This window comes from Azospirillum sp. TSO22-1 (assembly GCF_003116015.1).
Classification (GTDB): Bacteria; Pseudomonadota; Alphaproteobacteria; order Azospirillales; family Azospirillaceae; genus Azospirillum.
Map to the genome: position 1 here is coordinate 12,280 of NZ_LGQZ01000059.1, position 18,952 is coordinate 31,231.

14 protein-coding genes are annotated in these 18,952 nt (G+C 69.1%); 7 read left to right on the top strand and 7 right to left on the bottom strand.

The genetic code is table 11. The features are described from left to right. Positions 1–158 precede the first annotated feature (158 nt). From tkt to rpiA, 5 genes are read left to right on the top strand one after another with little or no spacing between them, the layout of a single operon-like run. Positions 159–2,270 (top strand): transketolase, encoded by a 2,112-nt coding sequence (gene tkt / locus TSO221_RS16080; protein ID WP_109119527.1) that lies wholly within the window; start codon positions 159–161, stop codon positions 2,268–2,270. 30 nt (positions 2,271–2,300) lie between these two features. Further along, the gene (gnd, locus tag TSO221_RS16085) at positions 2,301–3,305 is read left to right on the top strand and encodes a phosphogluconate dehydrogenase (NAD(+)-dependent, decarboxylating) (RefSeq protein WP_109119528.1); all 1,005 of its coding nucleotides are present in this window, start codon (positions 2,301–2,303) and stop codon (positions 3,303–3,305) included. Next, positions 3,302–4,846 carry a glucose-6-phosphate dehydrogenase gene (zwf, locus tag TSO221_RS16090; protein WP_199229497.1) on the top strand — a complete coding sequence of 515 codons (1,545 nt, stop codon included), beginning with the start codon at positions 3,302–3,304 and terminating at the stop codon, positions 4,844–4,846. The genes gnd and zwf overlap by 4 nt, the downstream gene beginning before the upstream one ends. Before the next feature lie 21 nt (positions 4,847–4,867). Then, entirely contained in the window at positions 4,868–5,605 is a 738-nt protein-coding gene (pgl, locus tag TSO221_RS16095; protein WP_109119529.1) for a 6-phosphogluconolactonase, read from the top strand. A 16-nt stretch (positions 5,606–5,621) separates the two neighbouring features. Then, positions 5,622–6,314, top strand: a complete 693-nt coding sequence (rpiA, locus tag TSO221_RS16100; RefSeq protein ID WP_109119530.1) for a ribose-5-phosphate isomerase RpiA — start codon at positions 5,622–5,624, stop codon at positions 6,312–6,314. 22 nt (positions 6,315–6,336) lie between these two features. On the opposite strand, the gene TSO221_RS16105 is transcribed toward rpiA, so the two are convergent. The 5 genes from TSO221_RS16105 to TSO221_RS16120 form a co-directional block, all read right to left on the bottom strand. Beyond that, positions 6,337–14,928 carry a glucoamylase family protein gene (locus tag TSO221_RS16105; RefSeq protein ID WP_109119531.1) on the bottom strand — a complete coding sequence of 2,864 codons (8,592 nt, stop codon included), beginning with the start codon at positions 14,926–14,928 and terminating at the stop codon, positions 6,337–6,339. A gap of 116 nt (positions 14,929–15,044) precedes the next feature. Next, a complete protein-coding gene (locus TSO221_RS36830; RefSeq protein ID WP_282187775.1) occupies positions 15,045–15,176 on the bottom strand; it encodes a hypothetical protein in 132 nt (43 codons plus the stop codon). Between the two features lie 99 nt (positions 15,177–15,275). Beyond that, positions 15,276–15,488, bottom strand: a complete 213-nt coding sequence (locus TSO221_RS16110; RefSeq protein ID WP_109119532.1) for a cold-shock protein — start codon at positions 15,486–15,488, stop codon at positions 15,276–15,278. 397 nt (positions 15,489–15,885) lie between these two features. Further along, positions 15,886–16,935: a hemerythrin domain-containing protein gene (locus tag TSO221_RS16115; protein ID WP_158284112.1), complete on the bottom strand. Its 1,050-nt coding sequence runs from the start codon at positions 16,933–16,935 to the stop codon at positions 15,886–15,888. Between the two features lie 125 nt (positions 16,936–17,060). Next, positions 17,061–17,303 (bottom strand): hypothetical protein, encoded by a 243-nt coding sequence (locus TSO221_RS16120; RefSeq protein ID WP_109119534.1) that lies wholly within the window; start codon positions 17,301–17,303, stop codon positions 17,061–17,063. A gap of 436 nt (positions 17,304–17,739) precedes the next feature. On the opposite strand from TSO221_RS16120, the gene TSO221_RS16125 reads away from it, so the two are divergent. Further along, positions 17,740–17,982, top strand: coding sequence for a hypothetical protein (locus TSO221_RS16125; RefSeq protein ID WP_109119535.1), 243 nt, complete (start codon positions 17,740–17,742; stop codon positions 17,980–17,982). Between the two features lie 44 nt (positions 17,983–18,026). Here TSO221_RS16125 and TSO221_RS16130 read toward each other — a convergent pair whose 3' ends face one another. Together TSO221_RS16130 and TSO221_RS16135 are read right to left on the bottom strand one after the other, a co-directional pair. Next, positions 18,027–18,329: a hypothetical protein gene (locus TSO221_RS16130; protein WP_109119536.1), complete on the bottom strand. Its 303-nt coding sequence runs from the start codon at positions 18,327–18,329 to the stop codon at positions 18,027–18,029. 132 nt (positions 18,330–18,461) lie between these two features. Continuing rightward, positions 18,462–18,644, bottom strand: coding sequence for a hypothetical protein (locus tag TSO221_RS16135; RefSeq protein WP_109119537.1), 183 nt, complete (start codon positions 18,642–18,644; stop codon positions 18,462–18,464). A 163-nt stretch (positions 18,645–18,807) separates the two neighbouring features. On the opposite strand from TSO221_RS16135, the gene TSO221_RS36430 reads away from it, so the two are divergent. Next, the coding region (locus TSO221_RS36430; RefSeq protein WP_199229498.1) for a cation:proton antiporter at positions 18,808–18,952 on the top strand (145 nt) is incomplete at its 3' end.

The window sequence follows — 18,952 nt, forward strand, 5'->3', positions numbered from 1 at the left end:
AATTCGGCGCACCGGAGCAAACGAGAGAGCGTCGCCCGACCTCGGAGCGAAATGGGAAGTCCCGTATCGACAAGCGCTCCGGGCGGTCCACTCTGAATGCCCATGAGGGCGCGCTGCACGACTGGGCATCGTGGGCACCGTTCGAAAAGGACCGACCGATGGGCAACGGCCACTCCGGTGGATCGAAACTCCACCACGATCCGGGGAATCCAGACGACCTCTGCATCGACACGATCCGCACGTTGTCCATGGACGCGGTCGAGCAGGCCAAATCCGGTCATCCCGGCACGCCGATGGCCATGGCGCCGGTCGTCTACACGGTCTGGCAGCGGTTCCTGCGCTTCGATCCCGACGATCCGATCTGGCCGAACCGCGACCGGTTCGTGCTGTCGGCCGGGCACGCGTCGATGCTGCTCTACGCGATCCTCCACCTGACCGGCGTCAAGGCGGGCAACGCGGATGACGAACGTCCCGGCACCGCCGCGGTCACCCTGGACGACATCAGACACTTCCGCCAGCTGGGCAGCAAATGTCCGGGGCACCCCGAATACCACCTGACCTCCGGCGTGGAGGCGACGACCGGCCCGCTCGGCCAGGGCTGTGGCAACAGCGTCGGCATGGCGATCGCCGCCCGCTGGCTGGCGGCGCGCTTCAACCGTCCGGAGTTCCCGGTCTTCGATTACGACGTCTACACGCTGTGCGGCGACGGCGACATGATGGAGGGCGTGGCGAGCGAGGCGGCGTCGCTCGCCGGCCACCTCAAGCTGGCGAACCTGTGCTGGATCTACGACAGCAACCGGATCTCCATCGAAGGCCCCACGGACATCACCTTCAACGAGGACGTCGCCGCCCGGTTCGCCGGCTACGGCTGGAGCGTGTCGCGGGTGGACGACGCCAACGACACCGCCGCGCTGGTGCACGCGCTCGAGCGCTTCCGCAGCACCCCGGACCGCCCGACGCTGATCCTCGTCCACAGCCACATCGGCTACGGCGCCCCGCACAAGCAGGACACCAACGCCGCGCACGGCGAGCCGCTGGGGGAAGACGAGGTCCGGCTTGCCAAGCGCCGCTACGGCTGGCCGGAGGATGCGCATTTCCTCGTCCCGGACAGTGTGTACGAGCATTTCCAACAGGGCGTCGCGCGGCGCGGCCGGCGGCGGCGCGACGGCTGGCTCGCCCTGTTCGAGCGCTACCGCGCCGCCCACCCCGACCTCGCCGACGCGGTGGAGCGCATGCAGAGGCGCCAGCCACCGCCGGGCTGGGACACCGCCCTGCCCAGCTTCCCGGCCGATCCGAAGGGGCTCGCGACGCGGGATTCGTCCGGCACGGTGCTGAACGCCATCGCCGCCCACCATCCCACGCTCATCGGCGGCGCCGCCGATCTGGCGCCATCGACCAAAACGCGGCTCACCGTCGCGGGCGCCGGCGATCTCGAACCGGCGGAGCCGGGCGGCCGCAACCTGCATTTCGGCGTGCGGGAGCACGCCATGGGCGCCGTGGTGAATGGGCTGGCGCTGTCGAAGATCCGCGCCTTCGGCTCCAGCTTCCTGATCTTCAGCGACTACATGAAGCCGCCGCTGCGGCTGTCGGCGCTGATGGAGCTGCCCTGCATCTGGATCTTCACCCATGATTCCATCGGCCTGGGCGAGGATGGGCCGACCCACCAGCCGGTCGAGCAGCTCGTCGGCCTGCGTGCGATCCCCGGCCTGATCGTGCTTCGCCCGGCCGACGCCAACGAGGTGGTCGAGGCATGGCGCGTGATCATCAATTTACGGCACGGCCCCGCGTGCCTCGCCTTGACGCGCCAGGCCGTGCCGACCCTCGACCGGACGCGCTACGCCTCCGCCGCCGGGCTGGCGCGCGGCGCCTATGTGCTTGCCAACCCGGCGGACGGACGGGAGCCGGAGGTCATCCTGATCGGGACCGGCAGCGAGGTGTCCCTGTGCATCGCGGCCTTCGAGCGGCTCGCGGCGGAGGGCGTCGCGGCGCGCGTCGTCAGCATGCCCTCCTGGGAACTCTTCGAGCGGCAGGACGAGGCCTATCGCGAGGGCGTGCTGCCGCCCGAGGTGACGGCACGGGTCTCGGTCGAGCAGGGCTCGGTCATCGGCTGGGACCGCTATGTCGGCATGACCGGCGCCAAGATCGGCATGCACGGTTTCGGAGCGTCGGCGCCGCTGAAGGATCTGCTGACCAGGTTCGGCTTCACGCCCGATGCCGTCGTTGCCGCCGCCAGGGATCAGATCGCCAAGGCGACGCTCCGCCGTCGCTGAGCCGCGTGCCGGAAGAGAGGAGGCGTTCGGATGCAGCTTGGACTGATCGGGCTCGGCCGCATGGGAGCCAACATCGCGCGCCGCCTCATGCGGGCGGGCCACCACTGCGTGGTCTATGACCGCAGCGGCGACGCCGTTCGCGCGGTCGTGGCGGACGGCGCTCTCGCCGCCGCCGATCCCCGCGATCTCGTCGGCAAGCTGGACCGGCCGCGCGCGGTCTGGGTGATGCTGCCAGCCGGCAGCGTCACGGAAGCGGCCGTCTCCCAACTCGCCGGCTTTCTGGAGCCGGGCGACGCCGTCATCGACGGCGGCAATTCCTTCTGGAAGGACGATGTCCGCCGCGCCGCGGCGCTGACGGAGAAAGGCCTGCACTATCTGGATGTCGGCACCTCGGGCGGCGTCTGGGGGCTGGAGCGCGGCTACTGCATGATGATCGGTGGCGACCGGACGGTCGTCGACCGGCTCGACCCGATCTTCGCCGCCCTGGCGCCCGGTCCCGGCGACGCGCCGCGGACACCGAACCGCGAGGGACGGGACCCGCGGGCCGAGCGCGGGTACCTCCACACGGGACCGACCGGCAGCGGGCATTTCGTGAAGATGATCCACAACGGCATCGAGTACGGCCTGATGCAGGCCTACGCCGAAGGCTTCGACATCCTGAAGAACGCCGCCAGCGACGCCCTGCCCGCCGAGCATCGGTTCGATTTCGACCTGGCGGACATCGCCGAGGTGTGGCGGCGCGGCAGCGTCATCACCTCCTGGCTCCTCGACCTCACCGCGGCGGCGCTCGCCGAGAGCCCGGCGCTCGATGACTTTCCCGGCCACGTGCAGGATTCCGGCGAGGGGCGCTGGACGCTGATCGCCGCGATCGAGGAGGCTGTGCCGGCCGAGGTGCTCTCCGCCGCCCTCTACGCCCGTTTCCGCTCCCGCCGGCACCACACTTTCGCCGAGAAGATCCTCTCCGCGATGCGCAAGGGCTTCGGCGGCCACGTCGAACCCCCGAGCGCCGATTTGGAAGGGGAGGAGACGCGATGACCGCGCAAACCCCGGCCCGGCTCGGCCCGGCCACGGCGATGGAGGACGCCACGCCGGCGCCGCCCTGCGCCATCGTGATCTTCGGCGCCGCCGGCGACCTCGCCAAGAGGCTGCTGATCCCGGCGCTCTACAACCTTGCGGCCCGCGGCCTGCTGTCGGACCGCTTCGCGATCGTCGGCGTCTCCCGCAACGCCATGTCCGACGAGGCGTTCCGCGCCGCGATCGGCGAAGGGCTGCGGGAGTTCGCGACCGAAGCGGTGGTGCCCGGCGTTGCCGACGCGCTGCTCGGCCGCCTCTTCCATGTCGCGGGTGACTTCGCCGACGCCGAGACCTGCCGGCGGCTCCGTGACCGGCTCGCGGTCGCGACCACCCGGTTCGAGACGGACGGCAACGCCCTGTTCTATCTCGCGACCCCACCCTCCGCGTTCGGCCCCATCGTCCGCAACCTCGGCGCGGCCGGTCTCGTGCGCGAAGAGGGCGGTGCGTGGCGCCGCGTCATCGTCGAAAAGCCGTTCGGAACCGACCTCCCCTCGGCGCGCAACCTGAATGCCGAGCTGCTGACCGTGCTCGGCGAGCAGCAGATCTACCGGATCGACCACTATCTCGGGAAGGAGACCGTCCAGAACATCATGGTGGCGCGGTTCGCCAACGGCCTGTTCGAGCCCTTGTGGAACCGCAACCACATCGACCACGTCCAGATCACCGTGGCGGAAACGGTCTCGGTGGAACACCGCGGCCGATTCTACGACGCCACCGGCGCGCTCCGCGACATGGTGCCGAACCATCTGTTCCAGTTGCTGGCGCTGACGGCGATGGAACCGCCGACCTGCTTCGACGCCGACGCCGTGCACACCGAGAAGGCGAAGGTGTTCGACGCCGTCCACCGCTTCACGCCCGACGAGGTGGGCACACACGTCGTCCGGGCCCAATACGGCGCCGGTGCGGTGAAGGGCAAGCCGGTGACGGCATACCGTGCGGCGTCGGACGTCGCCGCGGACAGCCATACGGAAACCTATGTCGCGATGCTCCTGCACATCGACAACTGGCGCTGGGCCGGGGTGCCGTTCTACTTGCGCACCGGCAAGTCGCTGGCGGCGCGCCGGACCGAGATCGCCATCAAGTTCAAGCAGGCGCCCTACTCCCTTTTCCGCAACACGCCCGTCGAGCGCTTGGCGCAGAACTTCCTGGTGGTGGGCGTGCAGCCGGACGAGGCCATCGCGCTGCAATTCAACGCGAAGGTCCCCGGCCCGCGCCTGCGGATCGAGGGCGTGCGCATGGTCATGGAGTACAAGGACTATTTCAACGCCGCGCCGAGCACCGGGTACGAGACGCTGATCTACGACTGCATGATGGGCGACGCGACGCAGTTCCAGCGCGCCGACTACGTCGAGGCCGGCTGGTCGGTGGTGCAGCCGATCCTCGACGCTTGGCGCGCGCGTCCAGGCGACGGGCTTGCGGCCTACGCCGCCGGCAGCGAAGGGCCGCGCGAGGCCGACGACCTGCTCGCCCGCGACGGCCGCCGCTGGCGGTCGGTCGCCTGAGAAGGGGGAGGACGACGTCCGATGGGCACGACCACCGTCACCGTGCTTCCCGACGCGGAGGCCCTCGCCGATGCGGCGGCACAGTGGCTGACCGAGCGGGCCGTCGAGCATCCGGACAAGCGCTTCGCGGTCACGCTCGCCGGCGGCTCGACCCCGCGCCGGCTCTATGAGCGGCTTGCCGAGCCTCCGCTCCGCGACCGGTTCCCATGGGCGCGGGTGCATTGGTTCTGGGGCGACGAGCGCTTCGTCCCGCCGGACGATGCGAAGAGCAACCTGCGCATGGCGCGCGAGTCCCTGTTGACCAAGGCTCCCGTGCCGGCGGGAAACGTCCACCCGGTTCCAACCGTCGGCGTGAGCCCGCAGGAGGCCGCGCGCGCGTATCAACGGAACCTCGTGGCGTTCTACGGTGCCCCCCGTCTCGATCCGGCCCGTCCGCTCTTCGACGTGACGCTGCTCGGCCTCGGTCCCGACGGCCACACGGCCTCGCTGTTCCCCGGCACCCCTGCCCTCGACGAGCGGAACGACTGGGTCGCCGCCGTGCTCGGCGCACAGCCGGAACCCCGGATCACCCTGACCTTCCCGGCGCTCGGGAGCAGCCGTCACGTCGCCTTCCTGATTGCCGGGGAAGGCAAGCGCGCGGTCTTCGCGCGATTCCATCGCGGCGACACGACCCTGCCCGCCGCGCGGCTGCACCCGGCGGGGGATCTGACGATCTTCGTGGACGCCGCGGCCGCCGCGGCGCCGTTGACCGGACCTTGACCGGAGGCCATGACCGATGACCGCATCGCCCGATCCGTCCGAAGCGAAGCGGCGCGCCGCCCGAGCCGCCGTGGAGGCCGTCGAGGACGGGATGGTGCTGGGCCTGGGGACCGGCTCGACGGCCACGTTCGCCCTGAAGGCTCTTGCGGAGCGCGTCGCCCGTGGGCTGCGCGTCCAGGGCATTCCGACCTCCGAGCGCACGGCCGCGCTGGCGCGGCGGTTGGGCATCCCGTTGACGAGCTTCGCCGCGCATCGGTGGATCGACCTCACCATCGACGGTGCCGACGAAGTGGAACGGGGAACGCTCAGCCTGATCAAGGGGCGTGGCGGTGCCCTGCTGCGCGAGAAGATCGTCGCCTGTGCCAGCCGCCGGCTGATCGTGATCGTCGACGCGAGCAAACTGGTCGACCGGCTCGGACAGCGCTCCGCCCTGCCCGTCGAGATCGTTCCGTTCGGCGCCGAGGTGACGATGGAGCGTCTGGGAGACGCCGGTGGCGCACCCGTCCTGAGGATGTCGGACGGTGTACCGTTTCTCTCCGATGGCGGCCACCACCTCGTCGACTGCGACTTTGGGGAAATCCCGGATCCTTCCGAACTCGACAAGCGGCTTCACGCCATCGTAGGCGTCATCGAGACGGGATTGTTCATTGGCAAGGCGTCCAGCGTGATTGTCGGGACGCCCGGCGGCCTCAAGGTCTGGCATCCGTAACGCTGGCGACAGGCGGGCCGGTTCACTCCCGGCAACCGGCGCCTTGCCGCAACGGGGCCTCGCGGCGCCCCCGGAGCGGCAGGACCACCAGCAGCGTGTGCTTCCCGCCATCGAGCGGCAGGCGCACGGCGGCGTCGGTCCGGTCGAGACGCGAGCCGTCGAGAACCGTGTGCGAGGCGTCGCGATCGCCGTGCGATGCAGCGTCCACACGGATGTCGTAACGGGTCGATTCCACGCTCACCGTGGCTTCGAACCCCGGCCAGGAGTCCGGAATGCAAGGATCAACGATCAGGAACGTGCCCTCGCGGCGGATGCCCAGGATGCCCTCGACGCCGGCGCGGTACATCCACCCGGCCGCACCCGTGTACCAGGTCCATCCCCCGCGTCCGGTGTGCGGCGCCACCGAATAGACGTCGGCGGCGACGACATAGGGTTCGACCTTGTAGCGGTCGGTCTCCTCCGGTGTGCGGGCGTGGTTGATCGGATTGAGCAGGGCGAACAGGGCGGTGGCCGTGTCGCCGGCACCCAGCTTGGCGAACGCCAGGATCGCCCACATGGCGGCATGGCTGTATTGCCCGCCATTCTCGCGCAGGCCCGGCGGGTAACCGCGGATGTAGCCGGGATCGAGCGTCGTCCTGTCGAACGGCGGCGTGAACAGCAGTGCCAAGCCGTCGTCTCGCCGGATCAGCAACTTTTCCAGCGACGCCATCGCCGTCGCGGCGCGCGCGGGATCGGCGGCGCCCGACAGCACCGCCCAGGACTGGGCGATGGAATCGATGCGACACTCCTCACACTCCGCCGAACCGAGCCATGTGCCATCGTCGAACGTCGCCCGGCGGTACCACGCGCCATCCCAGGCCTCCCGCTCCAGCGCCTGCCGCAGCGCGGCGGCATGATCGCGCCAGCGGCGCGCACGGTCGGCGTCGCGGCCGTCCGCCAGCGGCGCGAACAGCGCGATGGTGCGGACCAGCAGCCAGCCGAGCCAGACGCTTTCGCCTTTGCCGTCCTGGCCGACGCGGTTCATGCCGTCGTTCCAGTCGCCGGTGCCGATGAGCGGCAGCCCGTGTTCGCCGGTCAGGTCGAGGCACTGGTCGAGGCCGCGGGCGCAGTGTTCGAACAGCGAGGCGGACTCGCCCGCGGTCATCGGCTGGAAGAAGGCGTCATGCTCGCCCGGACGCAACGCCGGTCCCTCGAGGAACGGCACGCATTCGTCCAGAACCGCGGCGTCGCCCGAGCTGGCGATGTAGGTGGCGGTGGCGAAGGCGAGCCAGACACGGTCGTCGGAGATCCGCGTCCGCACCCCTTGCCCGGACTGCGGCAGCCACCAATGCTGGACGTCGCCTTCGATGAACTGCCGGCCGGCGGCGCGCAGGAGATGGCGCCGCGTTTCGTCCGGCATGGCGAAGGCCAACGCCATGCCGTCCTGCAACTGGTCGCGGAAGCCGTAGGCGCCGCTCGCCTGATAGAAGGCCGAGCGCGCCCAGATGCGGCAGGCCAGCGTCTGGTAGAGCAGCCAGCCGTTCAGCATGATGTCCATCGCGCGGTCGGGCGTCCTGACCTGGACGGTGCCGAGCACGGCGGCCCAGTGGTCGGTGACCGCATCGAGAACGGCGTCGAGATCGGCGTCGCGATAGCGGACGATCAGCGCCCGCGCCACGTCCGCCGAGGCGCATTGCCCGAGGAACCAGACGATTTCGACCGTCTCGCCGGCCCCAAGCTCGACAACGCTCTGCAAGGCCGTGCAGGGATCGAGGCCGGCGCCGGTCGCTCCGGACAGCCGAACCTGCCCGACGAGCGCTGCCGGCGCTGTTGGGCCGCCGTTGCGGCCAAGGAACTCGGTGCGGTCGGCCGTCCACGCCGTCTGCCGTCCGCCGAGATCGGCGAAGGCGACACGCTCACCGAACGCCAGGCTCCAGGGGTTGCGGGCCAGCATGGCGCCGGTGGCCGGGTCGATCTCCGTCGCGATGAACGGGGCCGACGCGCCCCGCGCCGCGCCGAGGACCCACTCCGCATAGGCGGTGATCGACAGCGTGCGCGGGCCGGGCGAATGGTTGCGCAGGGTCAGGCGGGAAATCTTGATCGGGTCGGCCAGCGGCACGTATTGCAGAAGATCGAGCGCGATGCCGTGCGCCCGGTGTTCGAAGCGGCTGTAGCCGCGGCCGTGGCGGGCGATGTAGGTTCCGCCGTCGCGGATCGGCTGCGCGGTGGCGCTCCACAGGTCGCCGGTTGCCTCGTCGCGGATGTAGATCGCCTCGCCGACCGGGTTGCCGACCGGATCGTTGGGCCACGGCGTGAGCTGGTTCTCGCGGCTGTTCCCGGCCCAGGTGCAGCCGCCGCCCTCCGCCGCCACCTGGAAGCCGAAGGCAGGGTTGGCGATCACGTTGATCCAGGGGGCGGGCGTCGTGCGTCCGGCGTCGAGGATGGTCACATACTCCCGGCCGTCCTTGTCGAAGCCGCCCAGGCCGTTGAAGAATTCAAGGGTCCCCGGCAGCGGCGTCCGCGCCGGCTGGGGCTGCGGCGGCGCGGGACCGCGGGCGGGTGGGGATGGGGCCGTCGGCTGCGGCAGGCGGGCGAGCTGGTCGGCGAGGGGGCCGCGCCGGGCGATCAGCACGACACGGGCGACCGCGTGGAGCAGGGCGCGGGCTTTGGCGTCCATCAGGTCGGTGCGCAGCGCGTGGACCGAGCCTTGCGCGGGTTCCTCGCCGAATCGTGGCCGCGACTGGCTGCTCCGCACCGCGGTCTCGATGGCGGCCTGAAGATCCTGAATGTAGGAGGAGGCGCGCTCGTTGACGATGACCAGATCGACGGCCAGGCGCTTCATGCGCCAATATTCGTGGGCGCGCAGCAACTGGCGGACCTGGGCGATGTCCTCGACGTCGTCGATGCGCAGCAGGACGATGGGCAGATCGCCGGACACGGCGTGCGGCCACAGGCCCGACTGGGGTCCCGCTCCGCCAACGATGGTCTCGGAGGGTGCCCGGAAGCGGGCGTCGGCGTAGAGGATCGGCGCTGCCAGGCGCTGGAAATCCGCCGCCTCGTCGGCGTCGATGTCGAGATGGCGAAGCTGGACCTGGGCCTGGGTCCACGCCAGGGTCTTCGCCCGGTCGAAGGCGTTGCGGTCGGCATGCTGATCGACGAGGTCGAGAAGCTCGGCCTGCGACGACGCGACCAAGGTCCAGTAGGCGACCCGCGCGACCTTGCCGGGCGGAATCGTCACGCGCTGCCGGATCGAGAAGATCGGGTCGAGAACCGTCCCGACACTGTTCGACAGCGGGTGGCCGTCGGTGATGGCGGCAGCCGTGCCGACGGTGCGGCCGCGCCCGATGAAACGCGCACGGTCGGTCTCGTGTTGCGGATCGGCCGCGATCTCGCCTTCGACGACGGCGAAATGGGCGGCCCAGACCTGCGGCTCGCCCTGCGAGCGCGGGCGGCGGGTGGCGATCAGCGCGCCGAAGTCGGCACGGTGTTCGGTCTGGACGAACATCTTGGCGAAGGCCGGATGGGCGGTGTCGGCGGCCGGGGTGGTCAGGACCACTTCGGCGTAGGAGGTCAGCTCGATCACGCGCGGCCGGCGCCCGCCGTTGGTCAGCGAGACGCGGCGGACCTCGCCGTCGGCCTCGCCGGAGACCAGGACATCCATGGTGGTGGTCAGCGTGCCGTCGTGTCGGATGAATTCGGCGTGATCCTCGCCGAAGACGACTTCGGCGTGGTCCGCCTCGCGTCCGACCGGCTGCACGCCGGCGGACCACACGTCGCCGTTCTGCGTGTCGCGCAGGAGGATGAAGGAGCCCCAGTCGTCGCGGGTGGCGTCCTCCCGCCAGCGGGTCACGGCGATGTCGCGCCATTGGCTGTAGCCTGCCCCCGCCGCGGTCAGCATCACCGTGTAGCGCCCGTTCGACAGCAGGTGGGCGATCGGGGCGCCGCCGGAGGCCGGCGCGGTGAGGCGGCGCACCGTCGGTGGTGCGATGCCGGCTCCTGCCGCGGAGGCCTTGACCTCCTCGGCCCGCGGATGCCCGACGGTAATGTCGCGGGGCATGCGTTCCTGAAGCAGCAGTTCGCTGGCCTGGATCATCGGCTCCCGGTGGAACCGGGCGCGCATCCGGCCGTCGTGCAGGGCGTTGGCGATGGCGACGATGGTCATGCCTTGGTGATGGGCCATGACGTTGCGGACGATGGCGACGTCCTCGCCCTCGGGAAGCCGGGAGCGGGTGAAGTCGAGGGCCTCGTAGAAGCCGTAGCGTCCGCGCGCGCCCATCCCGGCGAGGCGGTCGTAATTCCGCCGGGCGCCGTGCGGATCCACCATGGCGGCGAGGCCGGTGGCGTAGGGCGCGATGACCAGATTCTCGGAGAGGCCACGCTTCAGGCCGAGGCCGGGCACCCCGAAGTTCGAATACTGGTAGGTGAACTCCAGGTCGCGGGCGCTGTAGGCGGATTCCGAGATGCCCCACGGCACCCCCAGCGTCCGCCCATGGGCCTGCTGGCGCTCGACCACCAGACGGCTGGTCTGCTCCAGCAGGCTGCCGACCGGCGCACGCATCACCAGCGACGGCATCAGGTATTCGAACATGGAGCCGGACCAGGAGATCAGCGCCGAACCGTTGCCGACCGGCGTCGCGGCGCGGCCGAGGCGGAACCAGTGCCGCGTCGTGACATCGCCCTTGGCGATGGCGAACAGGCTGGCGAGCCGGGCTTCCGAGGCGAGCAGGTCGTAGCAGCTGCGGTCGAGGCTGTTGTCGGCGAGGGCGTAGCCGATCGACAGCAGCTTGCGCTCGGGGTCGAGAAGGAAGGCGAAATCCATGGCGAGCGCCATCGCGCGCGCCGTGTCGGCGAGTGTGCGCAGCCGGCCCTTCAGGATGTCCGGCGTCTCGGCGATGCAAAACCGGTCACGGCCATGCTCGACCACCGCCGCCCGCAGCGCCCCGATCCAGAACACCAGATCCGCGGGTCCGTCGTCTCCCGTCGTGGGCCCGGCCGTGGGTCCAGTCGTGGGAAGGATGTCGTGAGCCGCTCCGGCCACCTTCTCGGTAAGCCGCTTCAGCGTCGGCACCAGCGTATCGAGGGCTTGCGCCCCGGTCAGCTGGGCGGCGATCTCGTCGAGGACGGCGGTGAGCTGGCGTCCGCGCTCGCCCGCGGCGGGCAGGGCGTCGGCAGCCTCGCGCGCCAGGGCGAGGGTATCCATCATGCCGAGCCGGGCGTCCGGCGCCGGAGCGCCGTCCATCCATTCCTCGCAGGCGTTGGCGAGCGCGATCAGATGGCCGGCGAGGTTTCCGCTGTCGACCGAGGAGACATAGGCGGGATCGAGCACCCGCAAGTCCTGCGTTCCATACCAGTTGTAGAAATGGCCCCTGAACCGCGGGAGTTTCTGCATGGAGCCGAGCGTCGCCTCCAGCCGCTCGATGGTTTCCGTCGTTCCGGCCCAGCCGAAATCGCGGGCGGCGACAGCGGAGAGCAGATAGAGACCGATGTTGGTCGGCGACGTCCGGTGCGCGACGACCGGCTTCGGGTCCTCCTGGAAATTGTCCGGCGGCAGCATGTTGTCGGCCGGCGTCACGAACGTCTCGAAGAAGCGCCAGGTGCGCCGTGCGGTGAGGCGCAGGTCGCGTGCGTCCGGGTCCGCCATCGCCAACCGCCGCGGCACGGCCGGCGACCGGCTGGTCCACGCCGCAAGGGCCGGAGCCGTCAGCCACAGCAGGGCGAAGGGCAGAGCCAGCGGCCAGGACGACGGCGTCACGGCAACGGCTCCCGCCGCCAGGACGAGCCCGAGCGCGGTGCCCCCCGCCATCTCCCGATAGAAGCCGCCGAGATCCAGCCGCGGACGCCCGCTCGCCTGCGCGGCCGTCGTCCATTCGAGAAGGCGGCGGCGCGTGATGAACAGCCGGGTCAGCGTCCTCACGATGGCATCGCCCATACGCCACGCCTGATCGGCCAGGAAGGCGACCGACAGCAGAGTCTGTATCGCCGCCATCCGTAGATCGTCCACGAGCGAGCCGAAATGATGGCCGAGGCGGATGCCCGGCCGGCGCGGCAGCACCGAGAACGCGGTCGGCAGGAACGCCGGGACCGCGCCGACGGCGAGCACGAACAGGACGCCCGCCAGGGCGGACGGCATGGGCAGCAGCCAGCTCACGCCCAGCGCCGCCAGGGTGAACGGCGCCAGCAGCGAGCGCCGCAGGTTGTCCAGCATCTTCCAGCGGCCGACCGGCGGCGTTGTCTGGGGCCCCGCCCGGTGCCCGACGATCCAGGGCAGCAGTTGCCAGTCGCCGCGGGTCCAGCGATGCTGGCGCTTGGCGGCGACGTTGTAGCGCGACGGGAATTCCTCGACCAGTTCGACGTCGGAGGCGAGGCCGGCGCGGGCAAAGATTCCCTCGAACAGGTCGTGGCTGAGCAGGGCATTCTCCGGGATGCGTCCGGCCAGCGCGGCTTCCAGGGCATCGACGTCGTAGATGCCCTTTCCGGTGAAGGAGCCCTCGCCGAAGAGGTCCTGGTAGACGTCGGAGACGGCCGCCGCATAGGGGTCCATGCCGCCGGGACCGGAGACGACCCGCTGATAGAACGACCCCTCGCGGCCGAGCGACAGCGACGGCGTGACGCGCGGCTGAAGAATGGCGTAGCCGTTGACGACGCGCTGCCCGGCCTCGCTGAACGTCGGCCGGTTCAGCGGGTGGGCCATCTTGCCGATCAGCCGCAGCGCGGCGTCCCGCGGCAGCCGCGTGTCGGCGTCGAGGGTGATGACGTAGCGCACGCCAGCCGGCACCTCTGGCGCCCGGCCGGCGACGGGCATGAAGCTGGTGTCGGTGGCGCCGCGCAGCAGCCGGTTGAGTTCGTGCAGCTTGCCGCGCTTGCGCTCCCACCCCATCCATTTGCCCTCGCCGGCGTTGAAGATCCGGCGGCGATGCAGCAGCAGAAAGCGGTCGCCGCCGTCAGGACCCGGCCCGTGGCGGCGATTCAACCGGTCGATGGCCGTGGCGGCCACCGCCAGGAGAGCGGCGTCCTCCTCCACCTCCTCCCGGTCGGCGTCGAGCCCGTCCGAGAGCAGGGCGAAGACGATGTCGCCGCCGGCGCCGGAGAGGTGGTGGACCTCCAGCCGTTCGATCTGCTCCAGGAGGTCGGCTTCGCCGGTCAGCAGCGTCGGCACGGCGATGAGCGTGCGCAGCGACGGCGGCACGCCGTCCGTCAATTCGAGGCCCGGCAGGGTGATCGCGCCGAAGAGCCGGGTGACCGCGCTGTTGACCAGCGCCGTCGCCACCTCGGCGGCCGGCAGGAAGCCGATCACGGCGAACAGCGCGAGCCAGCCGCCCAGCTCGGGAAGCCAAACCGTCCACACCGCGAGACCCAGCAGCAGCGCCGTCACGAACAGGATCGCACCGACGTAGCCGCCGATGCCCAGACGAACGTTGAAACGGTTGATCCGCAGCCGGGCCGGCGGCCGGAAGCCGATGCTCCGCTCCAGGGCGCAGCGCCCTTCCGCGATCAGATGATAGCCGGGATCGCCGACGCGCTCGGCGTCGGCGTCGTTGGCCGCTTCCGCCGCCGCGGCGCGTGACGCGGACAGCGCCCGATCGGCGATGGCGAGTTCCGGGAACGACGAACCGCGGGCCAATTCCTCGATGGCGCTCCGGTAGAGGTTGCGCGTCGGGAAATCCATGGCGGCGAAGCCGCTTGCCGCGCGCAGGTGCTCATCGACGAGGCTCACGCTCTCGAACAGGTCCGCCCAGTCGATGTCGGAGATCAGCCGCATGCTGGTGATGACGTTGCGCACGGTGACGTTGGAGGCGCCCAGCCTCTGTTGGGCGTGCTGCACCACGTCGTCGACCGATGCGCCCTGAAGCCTGAGCCGCTCCTCCAGCCACCCCAGGGCCGGCGTCGTGCGCGGATCCTGGTCCCGCAACCGCTTCGCCAGCTCCGCGGCGAACACCTCGGACAACGGGCCGGAGGAGCGCGTGGCGATGTCCGCTTCGAGGGCAGAACGGGTGTCCCCCGACACCAGAAGCTGGTCGGCCAGCGCGTCGGCATCCGCCCGTGCGGCGCGCCCGGCGGTGATCTGGTCGGCGAGCCGGCGCAGATTCTCGATGAGGACGATGCGAAGCGTGATGGCGACCGCCCACAGCTCACCGATGGTCAGCGGCTGGATCCGCTGATAGGCGACAACGAACCGGCGCAGGATGCCGGGATCGACGTGGCTGTCGGTGTGGGCGATGAAGGCCCAGGCAAGGCCGAACACGCGGGGATACCCGGCGAACGGCCCCTCGGCGAGCTTCGGCAATTGGCGGTAATAGCCGGGGGGCAGATCGACGCGGATCTCGCGGATCTGCTCCTCGACGAGGTGGTAGTTGTCGAGCAGCCATTCCGCGGCGGGAACCACGCCGCGGCCGCCCTCCAACTCCGCCGCGCTCGCCCGGTAGGCGGCGAGCAGCACCGCGGCGTTGTCGTCGAGGCGGGTGTGCAGGGACAGGACGGCGGGCGGCTTCCGCGTGACCGGCTGTGCGGCGGCAAGGCTTTCGGCGTGCTGCTCGAGCCGGTCCAGGCCGAAAAGCTCCTCGCGCACCGGGGCTTGGTCGCTCCAGGGGAGCGGTGGCGTGCGATGCCCGAGAGCATAGCGGAGGATCGCGTTCATGAGCGCCTTTCCGGCCGACATCGGCGTGCGATTGGCGCCAGAAGAAATCAAGCGTCAAAGGAAATTCGGACGCGGCCGTTGTTTTTGGCGAAGACGAACGGCCGCGCCGTTTTGTTCTATGTTTTCTTTTTCGGCGTTGCGGCAGACGGCAGAAGTCCCTTGAGCGTCGCGGCGGAAACTGCTACCAGCTCTTTCTTTTGCTTCGGCTTTCGGACTTCCCGATTGCCGCGTTTCCGTTCTTTGGCCATGACGGTCTCCTCAGCGGTCCCACCGGGGGCGCGGTCCGTAAAAGGCAAAGGCCCCGCATCCTCAGCAAGGGCAGGGGCACCAAGGTGTCAGCGGTGCGCTCAGCTCAGAAGCTTGAGGTTCTCGGCCGCCGTCTTGCCGCTCTTGCGGTCGGAGAGCAGCTCGAAGCTCACCTTCTGCCCTTCCTGCAAGTGGGCGATGCCCGCGCGCTCCACGGCGCTGATGTGGACAAAGGCGTCATTGCCGCCCTCGTCCAACGCAATGAAGCCAAAGCCCTTTTGGGAGTTGAACCATTTCACGGTTCCCGTGGTCATCAGGAAACCTCCTTTGCAAGCGTAAGGATTGCTCTCCCGCCATCGCGGGGCGTCGAATTCGCATGATCAGGCAAGGATATTGTCAGAGCCGCGCTGATCCTGTCAGCGTGAAGACAAGTCGTCCGGCCATCCATCGACGTTTCCGATATGGGGTGCTTCACTTGATAAAACAAGGACAACAATAACAGTCCGACCAATTAAGATTGAAGCGCACTCGTTTTCCGAGATTATCTGTCAGCGTATCGCCTGAAATCCTGGAGGGGTGCAATCGATTCATGGCGCCGGCGCCGCTTTCGAAGCGCCCTGCCACCCTACACCTGAAGCGGACCCCCGCCGTCGGAACGGCGGGGGCATCTTGGTCACGCACCTTGCTCGCATCCGGCGATGCCCGCCGGACCTACGCCCGCGGTCGCCCGGTGCCGCGGGCCGCATCCTTCGCACGCTCGGCCTGCCGCTCCACAGGTTCGAGCAGTTGCCCCGCCGCACGCATCGAAATCTGCACCATCCGGCTGCCGGCGTCGGACCACGCCTCCAGGGCGTCCTGCATGAAGCGCCCCTGCGCCTGGGTGAACTCCCGTGGCGAGGAGCAGCGCGTCAGAGCCTCCGCGCGACGCGACGCGCTCTGCCGGGTCCGGTCCACCCACTCCATCCAGGTCCGTGCGGCTTCGTTCATGACGCCGACCGCAACGTGCGGCAAGCCGGCCAGCACCTGGAGATTGTCGATGGCCGGCTGCGTGGCGTCGAGGGCACCGCGCATCGTCTCGGCCATCGAGGCGCTGGTCTGCTGCGCCACACGTCCGGCCACCTCGCTGGCGTGGCGCGTGGCCTGGGCACCGGACTCGGCGACGCGCAAGCCACCGTCCACGGTGGCCGTGGCGCTCCGCGCGAGCGTTGCGCTGGCCTCGCGGACACGGCGCGCCTCGGCCTTGGCTTCCTCCTCCAGCCGCTCCGTCTCCTCACGCTCCCGCCGCTGGGCGGCGCGATGCTCCGCGGCCTGCTGGCGGCGGGCGTCCTCGGCCTCAGCCTTGCCGGACTCCATCTTCCGGGCGATCGCCTCGGCCTCGTCGTCGCCGAGCGCCTTCTTGACGGCGGGCAGCAACTCCTTTCTCTCGTCGCGGATGTGCCGCTGGAAGACCGTCTTCAGCTCCGCCAGCTTCTTCGGGAAGCCCTCGTCGTCCTTCGCCGTGCGATCGAGTTCGGCCAGCAGCGCACGCACGCGCTTGTTGTCGTTCATCGCATCGGGAATAAGGCCCTTGGTCTCCTCGTGCTTCCGCAACGCCGGAAAGAGGTTCTGCTCCTCCAGCCTGGAGTGCAGATCCAACTCCTCCTTGAGTTCCGTAAACAGCTTCTCGCGGGTCTTCAGCGCGCCATTGCCGGTGTCGGCCAGCTTGGCGAACAGCTCGTTGACCCTGGCGGGGTTGCTCTGGATCAGTTGTGCGGTGGTCATGGAATGCCTCTCTGCGGCGCAGATTTGCTGCGCTGCGATAAATTCATGCTGCGACGCAGCACAAAAGGATGAACCGGATTGCCGACCGATGGTTCCGGCAGGTTTCGAAGAAGAGTGCCGGTCGGTCACCGGCATCGGAGCGGCAGCGGGTCGATGCCGTAGCGCCATCCGACTTTCAGGTCGAGCTTCTCGTCCTCGATGATCACGGTGCTCGGAATGCCCGAAAGCCCGACCGCCTGCGCCTCGGACACGGCTCCGACGAACGCGTCGCCGCAGGTCGCGTAAGGGCCGAACAGAAGACTGTCACTGCGGACGATCCACTCGGCCTTTTTGCGCAGGACGAAAAAGATCCGAGATGGGACTTTCATGTCGCAAAGCTCCGTAACGGTCAGCCGTTGAGATTTACGAAGTTTTATCGAGCATCATGCCCGACACTCCACTCAAAGCATCGACACAGTGATTTGGGTATCAACACCTCGTATTTCTGTGGCGCATAGGTCCATATGCCGAAATCGCCACAGCGCAAAATCCATTTCATCACCATTTCTTCCATGGGCTACACCGCAATCCTTGATTGGTGGTGCAATGATGAGGAAGCCGCCACGGCATCCCCGGCCCGATCTGCCGAACATACGGAGCACGACGATGACCCTTCAAACGCCCACGCCTTCCGGTTCCTCATCTTCTTGGAGCGCCGCGATGGAATACTTCGTGCCGCCGCTGGTGATCCCGGTCGCCGTCGTGCTGGCGGTCGTGCTCTTCGTCCTGATTCATGGTCCCGTGGCCTGAACCGGAGGCTTCGCCATGCTCAAGAACGTCGAGAGGGAGACCTTCGAACGGTGCGTTGCCCACGTCACGCTTCGCCCGGACGATTTCAGCATGGAGGACCGCGTCGAGGCTCACGTCGTCAGGGGCGGCACGGTCCAATTCCACAACATCACCGTGACCTACGCGCCGACCAAAACCTCCCGGGCCTATCGCTCGGCGCTTCCCTCCGCCTGGAGCGGACAATTCAGGAAGGATCTGGACGATGGGGTGTTCTACTGATCCGACGATCGGTTGGCGGTGGCCCCGGAGATGGGGCTTCCGCGTCACCGCCGGCGTTCGAGCGTGCCCTGGCGGCGCCCTTCGCTGTCCCGGATGACCAGTTCGCCCTCGGCGGAGCCGCGCTCGACGCTGCCGATGTGGCGTCCGGCGTTGTCGCGCAACACGTGACTCCCTTTCACATCCGCCTCGATACGCCCGACGGGCCGCCCGCCACGGTCGCGGACGACACCGTCGGCGTCGACGTGGTTGCCGGGATCGAAGAGGTGCGTGGGACTGCGCTCACCGGTTGCGGCGTCGGCGGCACCGATGGCGAACGAAAGTAGAAGGGCGATGACGGCGGGCTTCATGGCGCCCCCCCAAGGGCAACGTCCAGGTTGCAACGTCCAGGTTGCTGCCTTTCCCTATGTGGCGCCGCCTCCACCACTTTGCGAGTGTGCTCGCCCGGGTCCCGCGATGTTTTCGCTCGCGGGAGGGCGCCCTCAGTTCTGATTGGCGTGGAGACCCTTTCCATACCGATTCATGAACTCAGCCAGTTGCGCAGCGTCATCAAAGGACAGACCACGCCGAACCGCCTCACTGACCAGTTCGCCGTTCACCACGGCAGTGTCGATGACCATCCAGCCATCGAAGTCGAAGCGAGCCCCGTATTCGATCATCATCATGCAATGGACATGGGAATGCGCGGAGGCACAAGCGAGGGCGCAGACGAACACCTGCCGTCAGTGCCGCTGCACATCGTGCTGACCACTCGCCGAGCAACCACCATATCTGGCTGGGCCGGCTCCATCGCGGGATTCTCCCGCCCAGGACCGGACAAGGATCCTCATGCCGCACGAGACGACGCTCATCACCACCATCGTCATGGGCCTGGTTCTCGCCTTCCTGGGCGGCCTTCTCGCCAGCAAGCTCCGGCTGCCTCCCCTGGTCGGCTATCTGCTGGCCGGCGTCGCGGTCGGCCCGTTCACGCCCG